Source organism: Jeongeupia chitinilytica (assembly GCF_014652315.1).
In the GTDB taxonomy this organism is placed as follows: domain Bacteria; phylum Pseudomonadota; class Gammaproteobacteria; order Burkholderiales; family Chitinibacteraceae; genus Jeongeupia; species Jeongeupia chitinilytica.
This window is the reverse complement of the sequence record NZ_BMYO01000010.1, coordinates 37,457-58,414: the sequence shown is the minus strand read 5'-3', so window position 1 is coordinate 58,414 and position 20,958 is coordinate 37,457. Positions and strand designations below refer to the sequence as shown.

General features: G+C 64.1%; 24 protein-coding genes and 1 pseudogene. 11 read left to right on the top strand and 14 right to left on the bottom strand.

Translation table 11 applies throughout. From position 1 onward, the window contains the following. The first annotated feature begins 77 nt into the window (after positions 1-77). Positions 78-1,250 (top strand): BaiN/RdsA family NAD(P)/FAD-dependent oxidoreductase, encoded by a 1,173-nt coding sequence (locus tag IE097_RS17015; RefSeq protein WP_189462075.1) that lies wholly within the window; start codon positions 78-80, stop codon positions 1,248-1,250. 213 nt (positions 1,251-1,463) lie between these two features. Here the strand turns inward: IE097_RS17015 and IE097_RS17010 are convergent, their stop codons facing one another. The 3 genes from IE097_RS17010 to IE097_RS17000 all read right to left on the bottom strand — a co-directional run bounded on the left by IE097_RS17010 (position 1,464) and on the right by IE097_RS17000 (position 3,381). Then, positions 1,464-1,997 carry a cytochrome b gene (locus tag IE097_RS17010; protein ID WP_189462074.1) on the bottom strand — a complete coding sequence of 178 codons (534 nt, stop codon included), beginning with the start codon at positions 1,995-1,997 and terminating at the stop codon, positions 1,464-1,466. Between the two features lie 120 nt (positions 1,998-2,117). Beyond that, a complete protein-coding gene (gene dapB / locus IE097_RS17005) occupies positions 2,118-2,918 on the bottom strand; it encodes a 4-hydroxy-tetrahydrodipicolinate reductase (RefSeq protein WP_189462072.1) in 801 nt (266 codons plus the stop codon). Positions 2,919-2,922: 4 nt separating this feature from the next. After that, on the bottom strand, positions 2,923-3,381 hold the full coding sequence (locus IE097_RS17000) for an outer membrane protein assembly factor BamE (protein WP_189462070.1): 459 nt from the start codon (positions 3,379-3,381) through the stop codon (positions 2,923-2,925). A gap of 137 nt (positions 3,382-3,518) precedes the next feature. Between IE097_RS17000 and fur the strand changes: the two genes are divergently transcribed. The 3 genes from fur to IE097_RS16985 are packed head-to-tail and all read left to right on the top strand — an operon-like array spanning position 3,519 to position 5,381. Beyond that, positions 3,519-3,938 (top strand): ferric iron uptake transcriptional regulator, encoded by a 420-nt coding sequence (gene fur, locus IE097_RS16995; protein ID WP_189462069.1) that lies wholly within the window; start codon positions 3,519-3,521, stop codon positions 3,936-3,938. 16 nt (positions 3,939-3,954) lie between these two features. Next, positions 3,955-4,656 carry a leucyl/phenylalanyl-tRNA--protein transferase gene (gene aat, locus IE097_RS16990; RefSeq protein ID WP_189462068.1) on the top strand — a complete coding sequence of 234 codons (702 nt, stop codon included), beginning with the start codon at positions 3,955-3,957 and terminating at the stop codon, positions 4,654-4,656. Next, the gene (locus tag IE097_RS16985) at positions 4,653-5,381 is read left to right on the top strand and encodes an arginyltransferase (RefSeq protein WP_189462066.1); all 729 of its coding nucleotides are present in this window, start codon (positions 4,653-4,655) and stop codon (positions 5,379-5,381) included. The genes aat and IE097_RS16985 overlap by 4 nt, the downstream gene beginning before the upstream one ends. A gap of 58 nt (positions 5,382-5,439) precedes the next feature. On the opposite strand, the gene IE097_RS16980 is transcribed toward IE097_RS16985, so the two are convergent. The 3 genes from IE097_RS16980 to IE097_RS16970 are packed head-to-tail and all read right to left on the bottom strand — an operon-like array spanning position 5,440 to position 9,775. Continuing rightward, on the bottom strand, positions 5,440-5,751 hold the full coding sequence (locus IE097_RS16980; RefSeq protein ID WP_189462064.1) for a hypothetical protein: 312 nt from the start codon (positions 5,749-5,751) through the stop codon (positions 5,440-5,442). Between the two features lie 43 nt (positions 5,752-5,794). Beyond that, positions 5,795-7,678: a M30 family zinc metallopeptidase gene (locus tag IE097_RS16975; protein WP_189462062.1), complete on the bottom strand. Its 1,884-nt coding sequence runs from the start codon at positions 7,676-7,678 to the stop codon at positions 5,795-5,797. A gap of 36 nt (positions 7,679-7,714) precedes the next feature. Next, positions 7,715-9,775: a M3 family metallopeptidase gene (locus IE097_RS16970; protein WP_189462061.1), complete on the bottom strand. Its 2,061-nt coding sequence runs from the start codon at positions 9,773-9,775 to the stop codon at positions 7,715-7,717. A gap of 94 nt (positions 9,776-9,869) precedes the next feature. Here IE097_RS16970 and IE097_RS16965 point away from each other — a divergent pair, with 94 nt between their 5' ends. The 7 genes from IE097_RS16965 (at position 9,870) to IE097_RS16935 (ending at position 14,672) form a co-directional block, all read left to right on the top strand. Continuing rightward, positions 9,870-10,412 (top strand): gamma carbonic anhydrase family protein, encoded by a 543-nt coding sequence (locus IE097_RS16965; RefSeq protein ID WP_189462059.1) that lies wholly within the window; start codon positions 9,870-9,872, stop codon positions 10,410-10,412. A gap of 201 nt (positions 10,413-10,613) precedes the next feature. Beyond that, positions 10,614-11,276, top strand: coding sequence for a dTMP kinase (tmk, locus tag IE097_RS16960; RefSeq protein WP_189462058.1), 663 nt, complete (start codon positions 10,614-10,616; stop codon positions 11,274-11,276). Next, a complete protein-coding gene (gene holB, locus IE097_RS16955) occupies positions 11,273-12,304 on the top strand; it encodes a DNA polymerase III subunit delta' (protein WP_189462056.1) in 1,032 nt (343 codons plus the stop codon). Before tmk ends, holB begins: the two co-directional genes overlap by 4 nt. Beyond that, positions 12,301-12,669 (top strand): PilZ domain-containing protein, encoded by a 369-nt coding sequence (locus IE097_RS16950; protein ID WP_189462054.1) that lies wholly within the window; start codon positions 12,301-12,303, stop codon positions 12,667-12,669. Before holB ends, IE097_RS16950 begins: the two co-directional genes overlap by 4 nt. Positions 12,670-12,740: 71 nt before the next feature. Beyond that, the gene (locus tag IE097_RS16945; protein ID WP_189462053.1) at positions 12,741-13,517 is read left to right on the top strand and encodes a TatD family hydrolase; all 777 of its coding nucleotides are present in this window, start codon (positions 12,741-12,743) and stop codon (positions 13,515-13,517) included. After that, complete coding sequence (locus IE097_RS16940; protein WP_189462052.1) at positions 13,514-14,305, top strand: MBL fold metallo-hydrolase; 792 nt, start codon at positions 13,514-13,516, stop codon at positions 14,303-14,305. Before IE097_RS16945 ends, IE097_RS16940 begins: the two co-directional genes overlap by 4 nt. Continuing rightward, positions 14,298-14,672 (top strand): DUF2237 family protein, encoded by a 375-nt coding sequence (locus IE097_RS16935; protein ID WP_189462051.1) that lies wholly within the window; start codon positions 14,298-14,300, stop codon positions 14,670-14,672. The genes IE097_RS16940 and IE097_RS16935 overlap by 8 nt, the downstream gene beginning before the upstream one ends. Before the next feature lie 67 nt (positions 14,673-14,739). Here IE097_RS16935 and IE097_RS16930 read toward each other — a convergent pair whose 3' ends face one another. From IE097_RS16930 to IE097_RS16900, 8 genes and pseudogenes are all read right to left on the bottom strand, one after another. After that, positions 14,740-15,348, bottom strand: a complete 609-nt coding sequence (locus IE097_RS16930; RefSeq protein ID WP_189462050.1) for a PqiC family protein — start codon at positions 15,346-15,348, stop codon at positions 14,740-14,742. Beyond that, positions 15,345-16,991, bottom strand: coding sequence for a PqiB family protein (locus IE097_RS16925; protein ID WP_189462049.1), 1,647 nt, complete (start codon positions 16,989-16,991; stop codon positions 15,345-15,347). The genes IE097_RS16930 and IE097_RS16925 overlap by 4 nt, the downstream gene beginning before the upstream one ends. Beyond that, positions 16,975-17,619 carry a paraquat-inducible protein A gene (locus tag IE097_RS16920; protein WP_189462048.1) on the bottom strand — a complete coding sequence of 215 codons (645 nt, stop codon included), beginning with the start codon at positions 17,617-17,619 and terminating at the stop codon, positions 16,975-16,977. The genes IE097_RS16925 and IE097_RS16920 overlap by 17 nt, the downstream gene beginning before the upstream one ends. After that, the gene (locus tag IE097_RS16915; protein ID WP_189462047.1) at positions 17,616-18,260 is read right to left on the bottom strand and encodes a paraquat-inducible protein A; all 645 of its coding nucleotides are present in this window, start codon (positions 18,258-18,260) and stop codon (positions 17,616-17,618) included. The genes IE097_RS16920 and IE097_RS16915 overlap by 4 nt, the downstream gene beginning before the upstream one ends. Before the next feature lie 147 nt (positions 18,261-18,407). Further along, complete coding sequence (locus tag IE097_RS16910; RefSeq protein WP_189462046.1) at positions 18,408-19,181, bottom strand: MetQ/NlpA family ABC transporter substrate-binding protein; 774 nt, start codon at positions 19,179-19,181, stop codon at positions 18,408-18,410. A gap of 63 nt (positions 19,182-19,244) precedes the next feature. Beyond that, positions 19,245-19,913, bottom strand: coding sequence for a methionine ABC transporter permease (locus IE097_RS16905; RefSeq protein ID WP_189462045.1), 669 nt, complete (start codon positions 19,911-19,913; stop codon positions 19,245-19,247). Then, positions 19,906-20,196, bottom strand: a complete 291-nt coding sequence (locus tag IE097_RS19650; RefSeq protein ID WP_444542878.1) for an NIL domain-containing protein — start codon at positions 20,194-20,196, stop codon at positions 19,906-19,908. The genes IE097_RS16905 and IE097_RS19650 overlap by 8 nt, the downstream gene beginning before the upstream one ends. Beyond that, positions 20,188-20,916: pseudogene (locus IE097_RS16900) on the bottom strand (methionine ABC transporter ATP-binding protein); the annotation flags it as partial. The pseudogene IE097_RS16900 and the gene IE097_RS19650, both read right to left, overlap by 9 nt. Between the last annotated feature and the right edge of the window lie 42 nt (positions 20,917-20,958).

Below are 20,958 nucleotides of genomic sequence, written 5' to 3'. Positions count from 1 at the left end.
TGCGGGCTGCGGATCCGATCAGTGTAAACCGCAGCGTCGTCGACGCGGCTACAATCGCCGCTTGCAAGGGAGTGCAGATGGAACGCAAGACAATCGACGTGGTGGTGCTGGGCGCCGGTGCGGCAGGGATGATGTGCGCGGCGACGGCCGGCACCATGGGGCGCAGCGTCGTGCTGATCGACCATGCAAGCAAACTGGCCGAGAAGATCCGCATTTCCGGCGGTGGCCGGTGCAACTTCACCAACCTGAACGTCCGCCCGGAGTGCTACCTCTCGCAGAACCCGCACTTCGTCAAATCGGCGCTGGCGCAGTACACCCAGCACGACTTCATCAAACTGGTCGAGTCGTACGGCCTCACCTATCACGAGAAGACGCTGGGCCAGCTGTTCTGCGACCAGGGCTCGGGCGCGATCATCGACATGCTCAAGGCCGAGGTCGACCGCGGCGGTGTGACGTGGCGCATGGGTACGGCAATCGGCGCGGTCCGGCAGGTCGAAGGCGGCTTCGAAGTCGACGCCGGCGATGAAACCTGGTGCTGTGCATCGCTGGTCGTGGCGACCGGCGGGCTGTCGATTCCGCAGATCGGCGCGACCGGCATCGGTTACGATCTGGCGCGCCAGTTCGGTCTGGCCATCGTGCCGACGAGCGCCGCGCTGGTGCCGCTGACCTTCCAGCCGCAGGACCTGTGGGGCGAGCTGGCCGGCGTCGCGCTCGAATCCGCCGAGGTCCGCGCCGGCAAGGTACGGTTCCGCGAGGACGTGCTGCTGACACACAAGGGCGTATCGGGGCCGGCCATCCTGCAGGTGTCGTCGTACTGGCAACCGGGCGAGCCGGTGCACCTCGACCTGATGCCGGACGAGAGCCCGGCCGAATTCCTCGCCGGCGCCAGCCGCGATGCGCTGCTGTCGACGGTGCTGGCAGAACGGCTGCCGCGCCGGTTTGCACAGGCGCTGGCCGCGCAGTTCGGCGACAACAAACCGCTGAAACAGTACCTGCCCAGACAAATCGCCGAGATCGCCGACCGACTGTCCGACTGGCAGGTAGTGCCATCGGGGACGCTCGGCTACAAGAAAGCCGAGGTGACCCGTGGCGGCGTCGACACCAAAGGCATCAATTCCAAGACCCTGATGGCGCGCGATGTTCCCGGCCTGTTCTTCATCGGCGAAGTCGTCGACGTGACCGGCTGGCTGGGCGGTTACAATTTTCAGTGGGCGTGGTCGTCGGGATACGTGGCGGGACTGAATGTCTGATGCTACGTTGAAACTGTAGGTCGGAACGCGGGCCGGAGTGATGCCAACGTTCCGTTCAGCCGATGGAAGCTGAGTCGGCCATCGGTCGAACTGCGGTTCGACCCGGAACCTGCCGGCGGGGATCGGGGTGAAAGCAGGATGCCTTCGGTCACGGAGCTGCCGGACTCGTTCCAGCGGGGCGCCATGCGGCGCCCTGTTTCTTTCCGGCGTGCTTTAGCGGGACGACGGTCGCATGCGGCGCAGCGTGTCGTCCTTCAGCACCACGTGGTGCCAGACCGCCGCGGCGACGTGGATGCCGATCAGGAAGTACACCGCATTGCCGACCAGTTCGTGAAATGCCTTCACCGACGCTTTCAAGGCCGGGTCGGCAGCGACCAGATGCGGTAGCTGCAGACCGAAGAAGGTGACCTCGCGGCCGCCTGCCTGGGTAAAGACGATGCCGGTCAGCGGCATGACGAACATCACCAGATACAGCAGCAGGTGGCCGGCGTGGGCGGCCAGACGTTGCGCCGCACTGTGGCCGAGAACGGGTGGTGCGCCAAAGCGCCAGCGCGCCAGCAGCCGTACACAGGCAAACAGCAGAATCAGCTGGCCGCACAGCATGTGCACCGACGTGGCCTGCGCACGCAGCGGCTCGCCCTTGGGAATGAAACCCTTGAGTTCGATCGCCGCGTAAACGGCCACGAACAGGAGGAACATCAGCCAGTGCAGGCCGATGGAAAGCGGGTGGTAGCGGGTTGTCGACATCGGAGGGCTCCGTCGGTAAATAACCCCGCATATGGTAGGGGATTGTGCGGCGAATCCCAAGCGATTGAGTCCGGCAACGAAAAAGGGCGCCCGCAGGCGCCCCGTCTGGCGGTCACGGCTTCAGCGCAGGCCGAGTACGTCCTGCATGTCGTAGAAACCGCTGGTCTTGTCAGCCAGGAAGTGCGCGGCGCGCAGGCTGCCCTGAGCGTAAATGGTCCGGTTGCTGGCCTTGTGGCTGATCTCGATGCGTTCGCCCAGTCCGGCGAAGATCACCGTATGGTCGCCGATCACGTCACCGCCACGCAGCGTGGCAAACCCGATCGTGCCGGATTCGCGTGCGCCGGTGATGCCTTCGCGGGCGTACACGGCCGCGTCCTTGAGCGTACGGCCCTGGGCCTCGGCAACGGTTTCGCCGAGCATGAGCGCCGTGCCCGACGGTGCATCGACCTTCATCCGGTGGTGCATTTCGATGACTTCGACGTCGTAACCGACATTGAGCGCCTTGCCGGCAATTTCCAGCAACTTGACCAGCAGGTTGACGCCGGCACTCATGTTGTAGGCGTGAACGATGGCGATGTCGCCGGCGGCGGCGTGGATCGCTGCACTTTCTTCGTCGCCGAAGCCGGTGGTGCCGATGATCATGTTGACGCCGTAGGCGCGGCAGGCGGCCAGATGCGCCAGCGTGCCTTCCGGGCGGGTGAAGTCGATCAGCACGTCGGCGCCTTCCAGCGCCTTCAGGTCCGCGCCGATGGCAACGCCGCAGTCCTTGCCGAGAAAGGCGGCCGCATCCTGACCGAGGCTGTCGCTGCCCGGACGGACCAGCGCGGCGTGCAGCTGGCAGTCGGCAGCCGCGAGCGTGGCTTCGACCAGCATCCGGCCCATGCGGCCCGAAGCGCCGGCGATTGCAATACGGATGGCCATGGCCTCAATCCTTCAGCAGTGGTTTGACTTCCTGGGTCGGGCCGCCAGCCGAACCCGGCTCGACGGCACTTTGCAGGTTCTTGTTGTCGGCATCCGGGCGCGTATCGAGCATCTTGCCGTCCTTGGCACGGACCGCTTCGGGCAGGGTTTCGCCTTCCCAGCGCGTCAGGCTGTCGCCGTCGAAGAAGACCGCGAAGGTTTTCTTCGTTTCGAGCGTGCCGCCACGGGCATCGCTGTAGACGTAATCCCAGCGGTTGGCGTGAAACGGGTCGGTCAGCAGCGGCGTACCCAGCAGGAAGCGGACCTGTGCCCGGGTCATTCCCGGCTTCAGCTGGCCGACCAGATCGGCGGTGACTTCGTTGCCTTGCGGAATGTCGAGTTTGTACGGGGTCAGCCAGTTCATGACACCGCAGCCGCTGAGCATCACTGCGGCGACCAGGGGGGCGATCAAGCGAAGTTGCATGGAGCCTGCAATCCGTGGAAATGAGCCAATCGGTGTGCCGGCACCCGGTTGGAGTCGGCACGGTAAACGCTATATCATACCGATAGTCGCCCGGCCCCGCAGCCTTGCCGACACACCTTGCCCGGATACGGAACCCAATGAGCAAAGCCAACGAACTCAAGGGCATGGGCCTCAAAGCCACCGGCCCGCGCCTGAAAATCCTCAACCTGTTCGAGACCAGCGAACAGCGCCATCTCTCGGCCGAAGACGTCTATCGCGTGCTGATGGCCGAGCACACCGATATCGGTCTGGCGACCGTCTACCGGGTGCTGACGCAGTTCGAGCAGGCCGGCATCCTCGAGCGCCACCATTTCGAAACCGGCAAGGCCGTGTTCGAACTGAATCAGGGCGGGCATCACGACCATCTGGTGTGCGTGAAGTGCGGCAAGGTCGAGGAATTCTGCGATCCGGAAATCGAGCTGCGCCAGGAGGCCATCGCCAAGTCGCACGGCTTCGAGATCCAGGATCACGAGATGTATCTGTACGGCATCTGCAAGGACTGCCAGCAGAAGAAGTGAGGACCGGCTCGGCCTGATGATCGCCTGGCTTGACGAGACACTGCGTTTTCCGCCGCTTGCGCATGCGCTGGCCGAACCCAACGGCCTGCTTGCGGCCGGTGGCGACTTGGGCGCGGCGCGGCTGCTGGCCGCCTATCGCAGCGGCATCTTTCCCTGGTACATGCCCGACGAGCCGATCCTGTGGTGGAGCCCCGATCCGCGCATGGTGCTGGTGCCCGACGAACTGCACGTCGGCCGCTCGCTGGCCAAGGTCATCCGTCACCGTACTTATGAAGTCCGTTTCGATACGGCGTTCGATGCGGTCATGGCCGGTTGTGCCGCCCCGCGCGGCCACGAACACGGCACCTGGATCAGTGACGACATCCGCGCCGGCTACGGCGAGCTGCACCGGCAGGGGCTGGCACACAGTGCCGAATGCTGGATCGACGGCCAGCTTGCCGGCGGCTTGTATGGCGTGGCGATCGGGCGGATGTTCTACGGCGAGTCGATGTTCGCGCGGGCGCCGGACGCGTCGAAAATCGCATTCGTCCATCTGGTGCGCTGGCTGCAAGGGCAGGGGTTCGGGCTGATCGACTGCCAGATGCGGACCGATCATCTGGCACGCTTCGGCGGACGGGAAATTCCGCGCGACGATTTTCTTGCTAGGCTGAGAAAGCTTACTGCCCAACCAGATGTACCCGGACCGTGGTTGTACCGGGCGCAGGGGGAACCGAGATGAACCCGCGTATCCAGTCATTGCAACTGCAGTTCTACGCCACCGCACCCTATCCGTGCAGTTACCTGCCCGAGCAGCTGGCGCGCTCGCAGGTGGCGGTGCCGTCCGAAGTCATCGATGCCCAGAGCTACAGCCAGCTGGTGCAGATCGGCTTTCGCCGCAGCGGCCAGTTCGTCTACCGGCCCCATTGCGACCGCTGCCGGGCCTGCGTACCGGTCAGGATTCCGGTCGGCGAGTTCGAGGCCGACCGCAGCCAGCGCCGCGCGCTGCAGCGGCATGGTGATCTGCGCGCGCGACTGCTCGGGCTCGAGTACTCGGATGCCCACTTCATGCTCTACCAGCGTTATCAGGCCAGACGCCATGCCGGCGGCGGCATGGATCAGGATGGTCGCGAACAGTACGAGAATTTCATCCTCAAAAGCAACGTTGCCAGTTTTCTCGTCGAGTTCCGCGAGGCCGGTCAGCTGCGCATGGTCAGTCTGATCGATCAGCTGGATGACGGCATGTCGTCGGTCTACACCTTCTACGATCCGGACGTCCCGGGGGCGAGTTACGGCGTCTACAACGTGCTGTGGCAGGTCAGTCTCGCAAGACAGTTCGGGTTGCCTTACCTGTACCTCGGCTACTGGATCGAGCAGTGCGGCAAGATGGCGTACAAGACGCGCTACAAGCCGATCGAGGGGCTGGTGGATTCGGAGTGGCGGCCGATTGACGCTAAGCCCGATTAAAAGCCTGAATGAAGCAGAACGGACCGCCTTGGCGGTCCGTTCATTTGGCTGGACCCGCCTACTGCAGGCCTGGTTCGTTGACGCTGCTGACCTGGAGTTGCGGTAGCGCAGGTCCCTGCTGCAGGCGACTGACCGTACCGGAGACCTGCAGCTGCTTGTTCTGCAACCGAGCGGCGGTCTGTTCCGCGAGGCCGCGGAGTTCCCAGTTTCCCTTTGCGGTTTGCAGCACCGGCACGACAAAAGGCGCATTGCCCTTCAGGACCAATTTGCCTTCCAGTGTCATGGGCTGGCCAAGCTGGACCGTCGGAGCCGCACAGGCCACGGTCAACAATCCGGCAGCCAGAGCCGTTGGAATTTGCCATTGGCGCATGGGTATACCTCCTGTATGCCCCCGTTCATGGCGGAGGCGGGGATCAGTTGACGATGACCGACAAGGTCGTGCCTGGCGGAACGGTGACATTTTCAGAATACGTTGCCGCAAGATTGGTCCGTACCACCGGGAAGTGGGAATAGGCCTTCAGTGTGGTTGGTAGGACCTTGGGCAAACCCGCTGCGCGCATGCTGGTGTAGTCCGGACCGTTCAGCGCCGGTAAGGTCATCAGTCCACCGTTGTCGGATCGGGCCGGATAACCGAAGGACAGCGGTGTGCCGGCGGCGGGCATCAGTGCAATCGAAGTACCCCAACGACGGAATGCATCGCTGAAACCGAGGCCGCCGTTGACCCTGATGCTTGCATCGACCAGACGGACCGAATCGGTGGAGACGGCGCTGTTCAACAGGGTAAGGTAAAAATTGAGGCCATACTGGCGCAGCAGGAAACCGCCGAAACTGCCGGCAATGCTGTAGCTGAAGCAGTTGCTGCCGTTGTTGTCGTTCCAGCTGGTCAGTGCACAGTTGTAGCCGCCGTTTTGCAACCAGCCCGGAAAGCGCGAATCACGAATCGGGTTGTAGCTCGGATCAAGCTTCTGGCTGATCGCGTCCTCCATCATCATCGCGGTCATTTCTTCAAGCCAGGTGTCGTAGATGAAGTCGCTCCCGAGCAGGACACCACGCCGGTAGAAGTTGATCATATGCACGAACTCGTGCGCCAAGGTGCTGGTGATGGCCTTCACGCCGGTATCTCCGCCCTTGTACAGGGTTTCCGAGTCGATGAAGAACGCCAATGCCCCGTTGGATTTGGGCTGCGATGCGGTCGTGAAGTTGTTCCGCGCATAGAAATAGCCGAGCAGACCGCCAGCCTTGCCGTCGGGTGCAAAGTTGACCACCACGATATTGATGTCTTTGCTTGTTGCGGGAATCAGGTTCGAATACGGATGCGGTCCCCATGGCTGGCCGGCGAGGGTCGTGACCAGCGAATAGACCGAATTGCTGCCGTTGCCGAACTTTGCCGCCAGTTGGTCGGCCATCACCTGCGTGATCTGGGTCGCCGGATTCGTACCGAACTCGCTGCCCTGCACCCATATGTTGATCAATCGGCCGTCACTGGTCTGGGTTTGCGATTTCAGGTAAGCGCGCGCCGTCTGATCGGTATCGGTTGCGTCAAGGTACTTCCAGTCCTGAAAGTCGCCCACCACGGCCTTGGCGGGGGGAGGCACTTCGATCATATTGCGGGAAACTTGCGGTGTGGCAGGTGACAGTCCGGTGGGCTTGAAGCCGCGAACGCTGGCAGGTATCGCGTTGCCATCACCCAGCTCAGGTGTACTCTTTTGCTGCGCATATGAGCCCAGGGGGACCGAAACCGATGACAGTTTGACCTGCGGCATGATGACATCCGCACCGGTTTCGTTGCTGAACACCATGGTCAGCGTCTTGCCCCCCACATTGTCCAGTGTGACGGGGACCGTTGCGACGGCGTTGCTCCGGTTCGAATAGCGCCACATACCGACACCGCTGCCTGAGTAACTGGTCGCACTGGTGGCGCCACAGTCCGAACCTGTGCAGTCGGTGCCGAATGTATTGTCGACGACAGGCACCATGCCTGCGGGTAACGGAGTGGGAGCCGGTGTCGGGGTCGGTGCAGGCGTCGGAATTGGTGCAGGGGCTCCGGAGTCACCGCTACCGCCACCGCCACCACAAGCGACCAGAAGACCGGCGCTCAGCACGATCGGCAAATGGCGCAGTGCTCGTGCTGCAATTTCAGTTGTTTTCATTTTGTAAGAAATTCGAGAGGATCGTCGTTGCAATTGAATTGGGGATCGATCATAGCGAGGATTTTCGCCATTTTTCAAACAAACCTTGAATGACCTTCTAGGTTGTTCAAGGTTTGTTTGTAAGAATTTCATGAAAAACGGGCGCATCTGGCGCCCGTTCTTGCTTTTCCGAAAAATGCTGCTTCAGGTGTTTTGCCGGTGTTGCTCCGCCAGACCGTTGTGCCGAAGCAACGCATCGATTTCCGGCTTGCGGCCGCGGAAGGCGGTGAAACTTTCCAGCGCCGGGCGGCTGCCGCCGCGGGCGAGGACTTCGTGTCGGAAGCGGGCGCCGACGGTGGCATCGACGACGTTGCCGCTGGTTTTTGCGGCTTCCTCGAATGCCGCGTAGGCATCGGCACTGAGCACTTCGGCCCACTTGTAGCTGTAGTAACCGGCCGCGTAACCGCCAGCAAAGATATGGCTGAAGCTTTGCGGGAAACGGTTGTAGTCCGGCGGTGTCGGCATGCCGAGTTCCTGCTGGATCTGCAGCGCCTCGGTTTGCGGGTCGACTTCGCCGGTGTTGCCGTGCAAGGCCATGTCGAAGATCGAGAAATACAGCTGGCGCTGCATGCCCGAGCCCGACTGGAAGTTCTTGGCGGCCAGCATCTTGTCGTACAGCGCCTTCGGCAGCGAGGCGCCGCTGTCGATGTGCCGGGTCAGTTGCGGCAGCACCTGCCATTCCCAGGCGAAGTTCTCCATGAACTGGCTCGGCAGCTCGACCGCATCCCATTCGACGCCGGAAATGCCCGAGACCGACAGCTCGTTGACTTCGGTCAGCAGGTGATGCAGCGCATGGCCGGTTTCGTGGAACAGGGTGATGACGTCGTCGTGCGGCAGCAGCGCCGGCTTGCCCTCGACACCCTTGGCGAAGTTGCAGACGATCAGCGCTACCGGCGTCTGGACCGAGCCGTCGGCCAGTTTGCGCCGGCCGCGTACATCGTTCATCCATGCGCCGCCCTGCTTGCCTTCACGGGCGTACAGGTCGAGGTAGAGCCCGCCGACGAGCGAGCCGTCCCTGTTCTTCAGATCATAGAAACGTACGTCCGGATGCCAGACCGGCGCCGTGCCCGGGACGAACTGCAGGCCGTACAACTGCTCGACCAGACGGAACAGCCCGTCGAGGACCGTCGGTTCGGTGAAGTACTGTTTCACTTCCTGTTCGCTGAACGCGTACTTTTCCTCGCGGATGCGTTCCGACACGAAACCGGCATCCCACGCTTCCAGCGTGTCGTAACCCAGCCTGGTCTTGGCCCACGCTTCCATTTCGGCACGGTCGGCCTGCATGTGCGGCTTGGCACGTGCGGCAAGGTCGCGCAGGAAGCCAAGCACCTGTGCCGGCGTTTCGGCCATCTTGGTCGCCAGCGATTCCTCACTGAAACTGGCAAAGCCGAGCATCTGCGCGCCTTCCTGACGCAGTGCGTGGATTTCCTTGATCAGCGGCGTGTTGTCGCGCTCGGCCGGACCGAACTCGGATGCGCGGGTCACGTAGGCGTGGTACAGCGTCTCGCGCAACTGGCGGTTTTCGGCGAACTGCATCACCGGCAGGTAGCTCGGCATTTTCAGCGTGGCCTTCCAGCCGGCCTTGCCGTCGGCTTCGGCACCGGCGCGTGCGGCGGCCTTCCAGTCGTCGGGCAGTCCGGCGAGTTCAGCTTCGTTGTCGACATACAGTGCGAAGGCGTCGGTCGCGTCGAGGACGTTCTGGGCGAACTTCGTCGTCAATTCGGACGAACGCTCCTCGATCTGCATGAAGCGCTCTTTCTGATCATCGGGCAGTTCGGCACCCGACAGCTTGAAGTCGCGGATCGCGTGTTCGACGATGGTGCGGCGGGTTTCGTCGTAGTTTGCAAACTCCGGGCTGGCGGCCAGCAGCTTCCAGCGTGCGTAGAGGTGCTCGTTCTGGCCCAGCTCGGTATAGAAATTGGAGATGCGCGGGATGTTGGCGTTGTAGACCTCGCGCAATTCCGGCGTATTGACCACCGACTCCAGATGCGCGACCGCGCCCCAGGCGCGGCCCAGCTGCTCCATCGCATCTTCCGACGGTGCGACGAACGAATCCCACGTTGGCGATTCGACGGTTTCGGCCTGAGCGACCGCCTGCCGCGCCGCTTCGAGCAGGACGTCCAGCGCCGGATTGACATGTTCGGGGCGGATGGCGTCGTACTGGGGCAGGCCGGTCAGGTCGAGCAGCGGGTTGGTCTGGGTCATCGTGAGGTCTCGGGTAGAATCGTCGTAACAGCGTAGATGCGCCTTGCGCGCATGCTTTTCAAGGTCAAACCACGACACGATTTCAAGGATAGTCATGGCAATCGAACAATTCGACGGGATCACGCCGCAACTGGACGACGGCGCATGGGTGCATGCCAGCGGACAGGTGATCGGCGACGTTAAACTGGGCCGCGATGCGTCGGTCTGGCCCGGCGCGGTGCTGCGCGGCGACGTCAACCACATCCACATCGGCAACGATTCGAACGTGCAGGACTGCAGCGTGCTGCACGTGACGCACAAGCGTCCGGACGATCCGGAAGGGGCACCGTTGATCATCGGCGACCGCGTCACGATCGGCCATGCGGTGATCCTGCACGGCTGCACCATCGGCAACGAGGTGCTGGTCGGCATGGGTACGATCATCCTCGATCGCGTCGTGGTGCAGGACCGGGTGATGATCGGTGCCGGCTCGCTGGTGCCGCAGGGCAAGGTGCTCGAATCGGGCTACTTGTATCTGGGCCGACCGGTGAAGCAGGTCCGGCCACTGACCGAGGACGAACTGGCGCACTTCAACTATTCGGCTGCGCACTATGTCAGGCTGATGAAGAAGTACCGCGACCAGCCGGCGGACTGCTGATCAAACCCCGCTGGCTGCGTTGCACCCGCTTGCCGTACACGTTTGTACTGTCTGCGCTTCGGACCCCAAAGGGCCTCTTGCCGGTACTGCTGCGCCGGATTTCCTTGGCAATCCGGCAAGGTCTTCGTGGCCCGGTCGGACGAGGCGCCTGGCGAGCATGCGGCTATGAGCGGGCTCCGACGGTGTGAGACAATCGGCCGCATGTCCGAACACCTTTCCGAACTGAGCCTGCTGCCGGCGCGTTTCATCAGCGTCGAGGGCGTTGATGGCGCCGGCAAGAGCACGCAACTGGCGTGGCTGGCCGACTGGCTGAACGGCCGCGGCATTGCGCCGGTGCTGACGCGCGAGCCCGGCGGTACGCCGTTGGGCGAGAAGCTGCGCGCCTTGTTGCTGTCCGAGCCGATGGATCTGGAAACCGAAGCGCTGCTGATGTTCGCCGCGCGGCGGGAGCATCTGTCGACGGTGATCGAGCCGGCGCTGGCCCGTGGCGAGTGGGTCGTCAGCGACCGCTTTACCGATGCGACCTGGGCGTTCCAGGTCGGCGGACGCGGGCTCGATCCGGCCAAGTTCGCCGCGCTGGAGCATTGGGTGCAACAACGCGGCGAAACGCTGTTGCAGCCGCACCTGACGCTGGTGTTCGATGTGCCGCCGGACGTCGGCTTGGCACGCATGGCCGGGCGCGAAGCGCTCGACCGCTTCGAGCAGGAAGCCGCCGATTTTCATGCCCGTGTCCGCGCCGCCTATCTGCAGCGGGCCGAAGCCGATCCGCAGCGCGTCAAGGTGATCGACGCCACGCGCAGCATCGAGGCGATCCAGGCCGATCTGGCCATCGACGTGCCGCGCTGGCTGCGGGGCGAAGCATGAGCGACTACAGCCTGTACCCGTGGCAGTCCGAACCGTGGCGGGCGCTGACGGCGAATCTCGCCCGGTTGCCGCACGCGCTGCTGCTGACCGGTGCAGCCGGCATCGGCAAGCGGCGCTTTGCCGAGCGGCTGGCGGCGTCGCTGTTGTGCGAGTCGGCCGACCGTAGTGCCGCGCCGTGCGGCGTTTGCGATGGCTGCCGCTGGTTCGCTGCCGGCAACCACCCGGATTTCCGCGTGCTGGCGCCGCAGGATGCCGACGACGAGCCGGCCGAGGATGCCAAACCGGCAAAGAAAAAATCGGCGCTGATCACCGTCGACGACATCCGTGAGTTGGGCGACTTCGTCAACCTGACCGCGCACCGCGGCGGCAGTCGGATCACGCTGGTCTACCCGGCCGAGGCGATGAATACCGCTGCGGCCAACGCCTTCCTGAAAACGCTCGAGGAACCGCCGGCCGGCGCACGCTTCATTCTGGTCTCGCACCAGTGGCGCAGGCTGCTGCCGACGATCCGCAGCCGCTGCCGGATCTTTCCGCTGCCGACCCCGGCACCGGAGCTCGCGGCACGCTGGCTGGGCGAACAGGGCGTCGTGAATCCGCAACTGCATCTGGCCCACAGCGGCGGGGCGCCGCTGGCGGCGCTGGACGATGCATCGGCCGAATGGCTGCCGTGGCGCACGAAGCTGCTCGACGCACTGGCCAATCCCGGCGGGCTCGACGTGATCGGCCTGGCCGCCGAGTACGATCGTGCCAAGGTCGAAATGACGCTGATCGTCGACTGGTTGCAGAAATGGGTACACGACCTCGTCGCATTCTCGATGGCCGGCAAAGTCCGTTATTATCCGGATCGCAGCGAGGCGCTGGCCCGACTGGCGCCGCGTGCCGCGCAACTGCCGCGCTATGCCGAGCGCCTGATCGACGCGCGCAGACTGGCAAGCCATCCGCTGAACGCACGCCTGAACATCGAGGCGCTGCTTTACGATTACCTGGCGGCCCTGAAGGGCGCCGCGCTCAAGGGAGAGCGACAATGAGCGAAGACTTCCGCCAGCAGGCCCCCTCGCGTCCCGGGGTGCTGTCGCTGAACATCAAGGAAAAGGCCGCGCTGTATGCGTCCTACATGCCCTTCGTCAAAGGCGGCGGCATCTTCATTCCGACCGGCAAACCGTACCGTCTTGGCGACGAAGTCTTCATGCTGTTGTCCCTGCTCGACGACCCGGCCAAGATTGCCGTGTCCGGCCACGTGGTCTGGTTGACGCCCGCCGGCGCGCACAACAACCATCAGCAGGGCATCGGCGTGCGTTTTTCCGGCAACGAAGCCGGCGCGCAGGCCAAGGCCAAGATCGAAGGGCTGCTCGGCGGTTACCTGCAGAGCGCCCGGACCACGCACACGATGTAGACGCGATCCGCATCGCAAGTGATTTACACTCAGGGCTGCATTGCAGCCCTGTGCCGTTTCAAGAGATAGCCATGTTTGTCGATTCGCACTGCCACATCAATTTTCCCGAACTGGCCGAACGCCGCGAGGAACTGCTCGCCGCAATGACGGAAAACCGCGTCAGCCATGCACTGTGCGTGTCGGTGAACCTGCCCGAGTGGCCGAGCGTGATCGCCATGGCCGAATCGGCGCCGAACCTGTTCGCCTCGGTCGGCGTGCATCCGGATTACGAGGATGTCGACGAGCCGACCGTCGAGGGGCTGGTCGAGCTGGCCCGTCACCCGAAGGTGATCGCGATCGGTGAAACCGGGCTCGACTACTACCGGCTCGAAGGCGATCTGGAATGGCAACGCGAACGCTTCCGCGTGCATATCCGCGCTGCAAAGCAGACCGGGCTGCCGCTGATCATTCATACCCGTTCGGCGTCCGACGACACGATCCGCATTCTCAAGGAAGAAGGGGCCGACGCGGTCGGCGGCGTGATGCACTGCTTCACCGAGAGCTGGCAGGTGGCGCAGGCGGCGATGGCACTGGGCTTCTACATCTCGTTCTCCGGTATCGTCACTTTCAAGAAGGCCGAGGAGCTGAAGGAAGTCGCCAAACTGGTACCGCTGGAACGGATGCTGATCGAAACCGATTCGCCGTATCTGGCGCCGATGCCGTTCCGTGGCAAGACCAACCAGCCCGCGTGGGTGCGCCACGTCGGCGAACATATCGCCGACCTGCGCGGCATTCCGGTAGCCGAAGTCGCCGAGGCGACGACGGCGAATTTCTTCAAGCTGTTTGCCAGGGCGCAGGCCGCAGCATGAGCGGGGGGGTCGAGGTTACGCTACTCGGTGTCGGCTCCAGCGGCGGCTCGCCGGCGCTCGGCTGCACCTGCCCGACCTGCACGTCGACCGACCCGCGCAACCGGCGCACCCGTGCTTCGGCCGTGATCCGTGCCGGCGGGCAAACGATGCTGATCGATACCGGCCCGGACCTGCGCTCGCAGGCGCTGCGCGAAAACCTGCTGCGGCTCGATGCGGTGCTGTATACCCATCCGCATGCCGACCACCTGAACGGTATCGACGACCTGCGCGCCTGGTGCTGGCTGCAGAAAGCGCCGCTGCCGGTGTACGGCAACCGGCTGATGCTGACGCACATCCGCGAACGCTTTCCCTACACGCTGTTCGCGCCGAACGAATACTGGGACAAGCCGGTGCTGCAACTGCACGAGGTCGAACACGCGCCGTTCGACGTGCACGGCGTCACCGTCACGCCCGTTCCGCTAATGCACGGCAAGTGGCCCATCCTCGGTTTCCGCGTCGGCAACGTCGCCTATCTCACCGACGTGTCGGAGATTCCGGCAGACAGTCTGCCGCTGCTCGAAGGGCTGGACGTGCTGATGCTCGATTGCCTGCGCAATGTCCCGCATCCGACGCATTTCAGCGTCGAACAGGCGCTGGCCGCGGCAGCGCGGATCGGTGCGACACAGACCGTACTGATCCATATGACGCACGAGCTCGAATACCACGCTCTGTCGGCCCGACTGCCGGCTGGCGTCGTCGTTGGCTACGATGGGATGACTCTGGTCAGCGAAGGGGCGGGCAATGGCTGATGGCCGATTCAACGTGCTGGGTGGCGCGCTGCTGCCGTGCAGCCTCGACCCGCTGACCGGTTTCCTGCGCGACGGCTGTTGCGCCGAGCATGCCGAGGACCCGGGACAGCACACCGTCTGTACCCGCGTCACCGACGACTTCCTGTCGTTTTCGCGCGAGCAGGGCAACGACCTGAGTACGCCCAGACCCGAATACGGGTTCAGTGGCTTGCGGCCCGGCGACCACTGGTGCGTTTGCGCCGCGCGCTGGATCGAAGCGCTGCTGGCCGGCCATGCGCCGCCGATCGTGCTGGCCGCCACCGACGAGGCCATTCTCGATTCGGTGTCGCTGGAAACGCTGGTGGCCTACGCAGTCGATCGCCCCTGAACGTTTCCGTACGGCAAATAGGCGCCCTGACGGGCGCCTTTTTCTTGGCCGGTGTACGCTGGTTTGGCTATTTGCCGACGGCCGGCGTCGCGAGCAGCGGCTTCAGTTCGCCGCCGATCTGTTGCGACATCCTGGCGACCAGGCGGCCATGTGCGGCCACGAGCGCATCGTAGCCGGCGTCCCTGGCGGCTTCGCTGGCACTGAAGCGGCCATTTTTGACGGCCTTGCCGTTTGCATCGGTGATGCGCCACAGCGCGTCGATCGTTGCACTGCCGCCGAGGACCGAATCGAAGCGCTGGACGTCGACCGCGAGGCGGAACTTCGCTTCGCTGCCGGCGACCTGTGACGGCGTCGCAACCGGGGCGCCGATCTGCCGGCCCAGTTGTTCGGCCAGTGCGGCGGCGAGATCGCCACGCAGCGGCTGGATCCAGCGTCGCTGCTCCTGGATGCGCAGCTCGCCAGCGTGCTGTACCACCAGTTGCGGGCGGTCGACCGCCTCGGGCACGGTGACCGAGGCGATGGCTACCGGGACACTGGTCCCGCCGCCGATCGCCGGCGCATCGACCAGCGCCGAACTGCCGAGACTGTAGAAATAGTTGGCCGGCGCGCTGGCGCATCCGGCGACGATCAGTGCGGCGAGGCCGGTGGCGACGAGCGTACGGGTAAGGCGTTTCATGGTTTCTCCTCCGGTTTGCCGCGCAGTAGCGACTCGGGATGGCGTTCGAGATAATCAGTCAGGTTGCGCAGCGATTCGGCGGCACGGCGAACCTCCTGCAGCGTGCTGCTCATGTTCTGTTGCAATGGCGAGCCCTCGACCATGACCTGCTGCGCGGTTGCCAGCGTGGCCTTGGCCTGGGTCAGCGTTTTGGCCGCCTCGGTCGCGACGTCGCCGTCGAGCCGGTCGACCAGCCTGTTGGCACGGTCGATCGTGCTGTCGAGATTCTGCAGCGCCTTGCGCAGGTCCTGACTGATGCCGTCGAACGGGATGTTGTCGACCTTCTTGAGGATGCTGGCTGCGGTATTCTGCATGTCGCCGAAGCTGCCCGGCGTGGTCGGAATCGCCACCGGGCTTTCGCTCCAGTCCATCTTGGCCTTGCTGGCTGTCGGGAAGAAGTCGAGCGCGACGTAAAGCTGGCCGGTCAGCAGGTTGCCGGTCCGCAGCTGGGCGCGGAAGCCGTGATCGATGAGCGCATCCATGACCTTGTGATGCTTGTCGTCACGGGCATCGACCGGCGCCGAAGCACCCTTGCGGTAGCGCGCTTTCAGCCGGTTCGGATAGATCGAGACTTCGACCGGGAACAGCAGGTTCTTGGCTTTCGGGTCGTATTCGAGGTTGATCGACTTGACCTCGCCGACGACGATGCCGCGGAAATCGACCGGTGCGCCGACCGACAGGCCGCGCAGGCTTTCCTGGAAGAACATGACGAAGGTTTCGGCGTCCGCTTCCGGCGTTTTCATCGCCAGCACCTGGTCGGAGAACAGCCGGAAGGCGGCGTTTTCCGGCGCGCGTGCGGTGTCGCTGCTGTCGTTCGGCTCCTGGAAGGCGATGCCGCCGGCGACAATGCTGGCCAGCGACTCGGTCCGTACCCGGAAGCCGTTGGCGTCGAGGCTGACGTCGAGGCCGCTGGCCTGCCAGAAGCGGGTGTTCAGCGTCACGTACTTGTCGTAGGGCGCGTTGACGAAGATGTTCATCGTCACGCCCTTGCCGTTCGGGTTGAGCTGGTAGCCGGTGACCTGGCCGACGAGGATGCGCCGGTAGTAGATCGGCGAACCGACGTCGAGCGAACCGATCTGCGCGGTGTTGAGCACGAACTGCCGGCCGGGCAGCCCGGCGGTGACGATGGGCGGAGACTCGAGCCCGGTGTAGTGGCGCTGGCTGTCCTTGCTCTTGCCGATGTCCATGCCGATGTAGGCGCCGGACAGCAGCGTATCGAGGCCGGACACGCCGCCGACGCCGACGCGCGGCCGCACCACCCAGAAGCGGGTGTCCTTGACCAGCATGCTGTCGGTGTCCTTGGCGAGCTCGGCGGTGGCGATCACCGACTGGCGATCCGGCGCCAGCACGACGTGCTTGATCAGGCCGATGTCGACATCCTTGTACTTGAGCTTGGTCTTGCCGGCCTCGATGCCTTCGGCGGTGCGGAAGGTGATGGTGATCTCGGGGCCGCGATCGAGGACGGCCTTGACCGCCAGCCAGCCACCGATCAGGGCCGCGACGATGGGGATGATCCACACCAGCTGCAGCGAACGTTTTTTCGGCGGGTCTTCGGTGGCCGTCGGCAGCGCTTGGACCGGATCGGTCTCAGTGTTCTGACTCATGGGGTTCTCCAGTTTGTTCTTGTCCGTCGTCGAGCGGATCCCAGATCAGCCTCGGGTCGAAGCTCATTGCCGACAGCATGGTGAGCACGACGACGACGGCGAAGGCGACGGCGGCCGGGCCGGCGGCAATCGAGGCGAGCGACTGCACCTGGACGAGGGCGGCGAGGATGGTGACGACGTAGATGTCGAGCATCGACCAGCGACCGACGAACTCGACCAGGCGGTACAGCTTGATCCGCTGTTGCGGTTGCCAGCGCGAACGCCGCTGGCAGGTGATCAGCAGCAACAGGATGGCGATCATCTTCAGCAGCGGCACCATGATGCTGGCAAAGAACACCAGTGCGGCAATCGGCCAGTCGCCGGAGGTCCAGAGGTAGACGACGCCGCTGAGGATGGTGTCCGACTGGGTGCCGACGATCGAGCCGGTAATCATCATCGGCAGTGTGTTGGCCGGGATGTAGAGGATCATCGCCGCGATCAGATAAGCCCAGGTCCGGGCCAGGCTGGCAGGCTTGCGGAAATGCAGCGCGGCACCGCAACGCGGACAATGGCCGTGCTGTTGCGGCAGGCGGGAAAGCTGGCCACATTCGTGGCAGCCGGCCAGACGCATCCGGCGCGCGGTGGTCATGCGAGCTGCTCCAGTCGTCGCCAGATCTGGTCGGGATGCAGCGTGCCCATCATTGCCGCCATCAGCGGGATCAGCAGGATCAGCGCCCACAGCGAGGCGCCGGGAATCACCGAGGCATAGGCCATCAGCTTGACGATCGAGACCAGAATGCCGAGCAGGTAGACCTCGATCATGCCCCAGGGCCGGGACAGGTGCAGCAGCCGCAGCAGCGCCGGCGCACCGGGCGGCCGGTAGCCGAGCTGAAGCGGTGCCAGCACGTAGACGAGCAGCAGCATCGTCAGCGTCGGTACGACCAGCGTGGTCAGCGCGACCATGATCGCGACGACGGGGACATGGGTCGACCACAGGTGCTCGATGGCGCCGAGCATGCTGGTCGACAGCACATTGCCCTGCATGTCGATCGCGACGATGGGGAAAGCGTTGGCGACGATGAACAGGAGCAGGGCGGCAACGGTCAGCGCCAGCGTGCGGTTCAGTGCGTCGGGATGATAGCGGTAGACGACGCCGCCGCAGCGGCAGCAGCGGACGATGCGGGAAGCGGGCGGATAGCGCAGTTGCTGCAGCTGATCGCATTCGTGGCAGGCAATCAGCTCGAAGGATGCGCCGGCGGGGGCAGACGCGCTGTCGGACGCTGAGGGCAACGAATTTCTCCGGAAATGGGAATGGACCGATCAGCAGCGGTCCGGATGAACGGCCTACGTTGTGAGCATAACCGATGCGGCGTTTTCGGAAAGCAAGAAAAAGCCCGGCTGACACCGGGCTTGTTTTGGGTTAAGCGCGGGTGGCGATCAGAACGCCGGCACCACGGCACCCTTGTACTTGTCGAGGATGAACTTCTTGGTGGCCGGGCTGGTCAGCGCAGCCGACAGCTTCTTCAGTGCCGCGCTATCCTTGTTGTCCGGACGGGCGACGAGGATGTTCACGTACGGCGACTGGCTGCCTTCGATGGCCAGTGCGTCCTTGGTCGGATTCAGCTTGGCTTCGAGTGCATAGTTGGTGTTGATCAGGGCGATGTCGACCTGGTTCAGCACGCGCGGCAGCATGGCGGCTTCGAGTTCCTTGACCTTCAGCTTCTTCGGGTTCTGCACGATGTCACGCTGGGTGGCGGACAGGTTCGACGAGTCCTTCAGCTTGATCAGGCCGGCCTTTTCCAGCAGCAGCAGTGCACGGCCACCGTTGGTGGCGTCGTTCGGGATCGCCACGGTGGCGCCAGCCTTCAGGTCGGCGAGCTTCTTGATCTTGCTCGAGTAGATGCCGAACGGCTCGATGTGCACACCGACCACGGTCACGAGGTTGGTGCCCTTGCCCTTGTTGAACTCGTCCAGATACGGCTTGTGCTGGAAGAAGTTGGCGTCGAGCTTCTTCTCGGCGACCTGCACGTTCGGCTGCACGTAGTCGGTGAACACCTTGACGTCGAGCTCGACGCCTTCCTTGGCGAGCTGCGGCTTCACGAACTCGAGGATCTCGGCGTGCGGCACGGCGGTCGCGCCGACGACGAGCTTGTCGGCGGCAGTGGCGTTCAGGGCCACGGCGGCAGCGATCAGAGCGAGGACCTTCTTCATTGCTTTCTCTCCTTGTGGGACTTTCGATGAGCCGGGCGCATCCGGATGGGGAGGCCCGACGGTTTACTTGCGGGAAAAATGCGTGACCAGACGGTCGCCGGCCATCTGCAGTGCCTGGACCAGCACCAGCAGCAGGATGACGGTGACGATCATCACGTCGGTCTGGAAGCGCTGATAGCCGTTGCGGACCGCGAGGTCGCCAAGACCGCCGCCGCCGACGAGACCGGACATGGCCGAATACGACACCAGCGTGATCGCCGTGACGGTGGCGGCGGCGAGAATGCCGGGCAGCGCTTCGGGCAACAACGCACCGAAGACGATCTGTCGCGTGGTCGCGCCCATGGCCTGCGTGGCCTCGATGATGCCGCGGTCGACTTCGCGCAAGGCGGTCTCGACCAGTCGGGCAAAGAACGGCGTCGCGCCGACGACCAGCGGCGGGACCACACCGGCCACGCCGAACGAGGTGCCGGTGATCAGCGTGGTCAACGGAATCATCACGATCAGCAGGATGACGAAGGGCACCGACCGCAGCACGTTGACGACGAAGGACAGCAGGCCGTAGACCACCGGCTGCGACAGCAGCTGGCGTTTGCCGGTCAGGAACAGCAGCACGCCGAGCGGCAGGCCGAGTACCAGCGTGAACAGCAAGGACCAGCCGAGCATCGAGAAGGTGTCATGGCAGGCTTGCCACAGGTCGATCCAGTCGACGTTGGGGAGCAGGGTTTCAAGCATCGCGCAGCGCCTCGACGGTCAGTCCTTCGGATTCAAAACGGGCGAGCGCCGCGTCGACGTCACCCCCGGTCAGCGCCAGCGTCAGCTGGCCGTAGGGCGTGTCCTTGATGCGGTCGATCCGGCCGGCGAGGATGGAGAAGTCGACGCCGCAATCGCGGGCCACCTTGCCGAGCACCGGCTCGTAGGTGGCCTCGCCGCGGAACGTCAGCCGGATGATGCGGCCCGGTACATGGGCGAAATCGTCGTCCTGTTCGTTTTCGTCGACGTGTTCCGATTCCTGCACGAAGCGTTTGGTGGTGATGTGCTTCGGGTGCAGGAACACGTCGGCGACCGGACCGTGCTCGACCACCTTGCCGCCGTCGAGCACCGCGACGCGGTCGCAGATCGTGCGGATCACGTCCATTTCGTGGGTGATGAGGACGATGGTCAGCCCGAGTTCGCGGTTGATTTCGGCCAGCAGCCGCAGTACGGACTGCGTCGTCTGCGGGTCGAGGGCGCTGGTGGCTTCGTCGCACAGCAGGATTTTCGGCTCGGTCGCCAGCGCGCGGGCGATACCGACGCGCTGTTTCTGGCCACCGGACAGCTGGCTCGGATATTTGCTCGCGTGCTCGGACAGGCCGACGCGCGCCAGCAGCTCGGCGACGCGGGCATCGGTTTCGGCACGGCTTTTCTTGCCGGCGAGCCTGAGCGGAAAGGCAACGTTGTCGGCGACGGTCTTGCTCGACAGCAGGTTGAAGTGCTGGAAGATCATGCCGATACGGCGGCGCAGGGCGCGCAGTGCATCGTTGTCGAAACGGGTGATGTCGGCGCCGTCGATCAGCAATTCGCCGCCGGTGGGACGTTCGAGCAGGTTGATCAGTCGGACCAGCGTCGACTTGCCGGCACCGGAGTGGCCGATCATGCCGAAGATTTCGCCGGGATTGATCGTCAGGTCGATTCCCGACAGGGCCGGGATGTCGCGTCCGCCGACGCGGTAAGACTTGTGGATGTTCTTGAACTGGATCGTGGTGGTCACAAAGCAACCTTGTGGGTGCGCGCGGTCTTG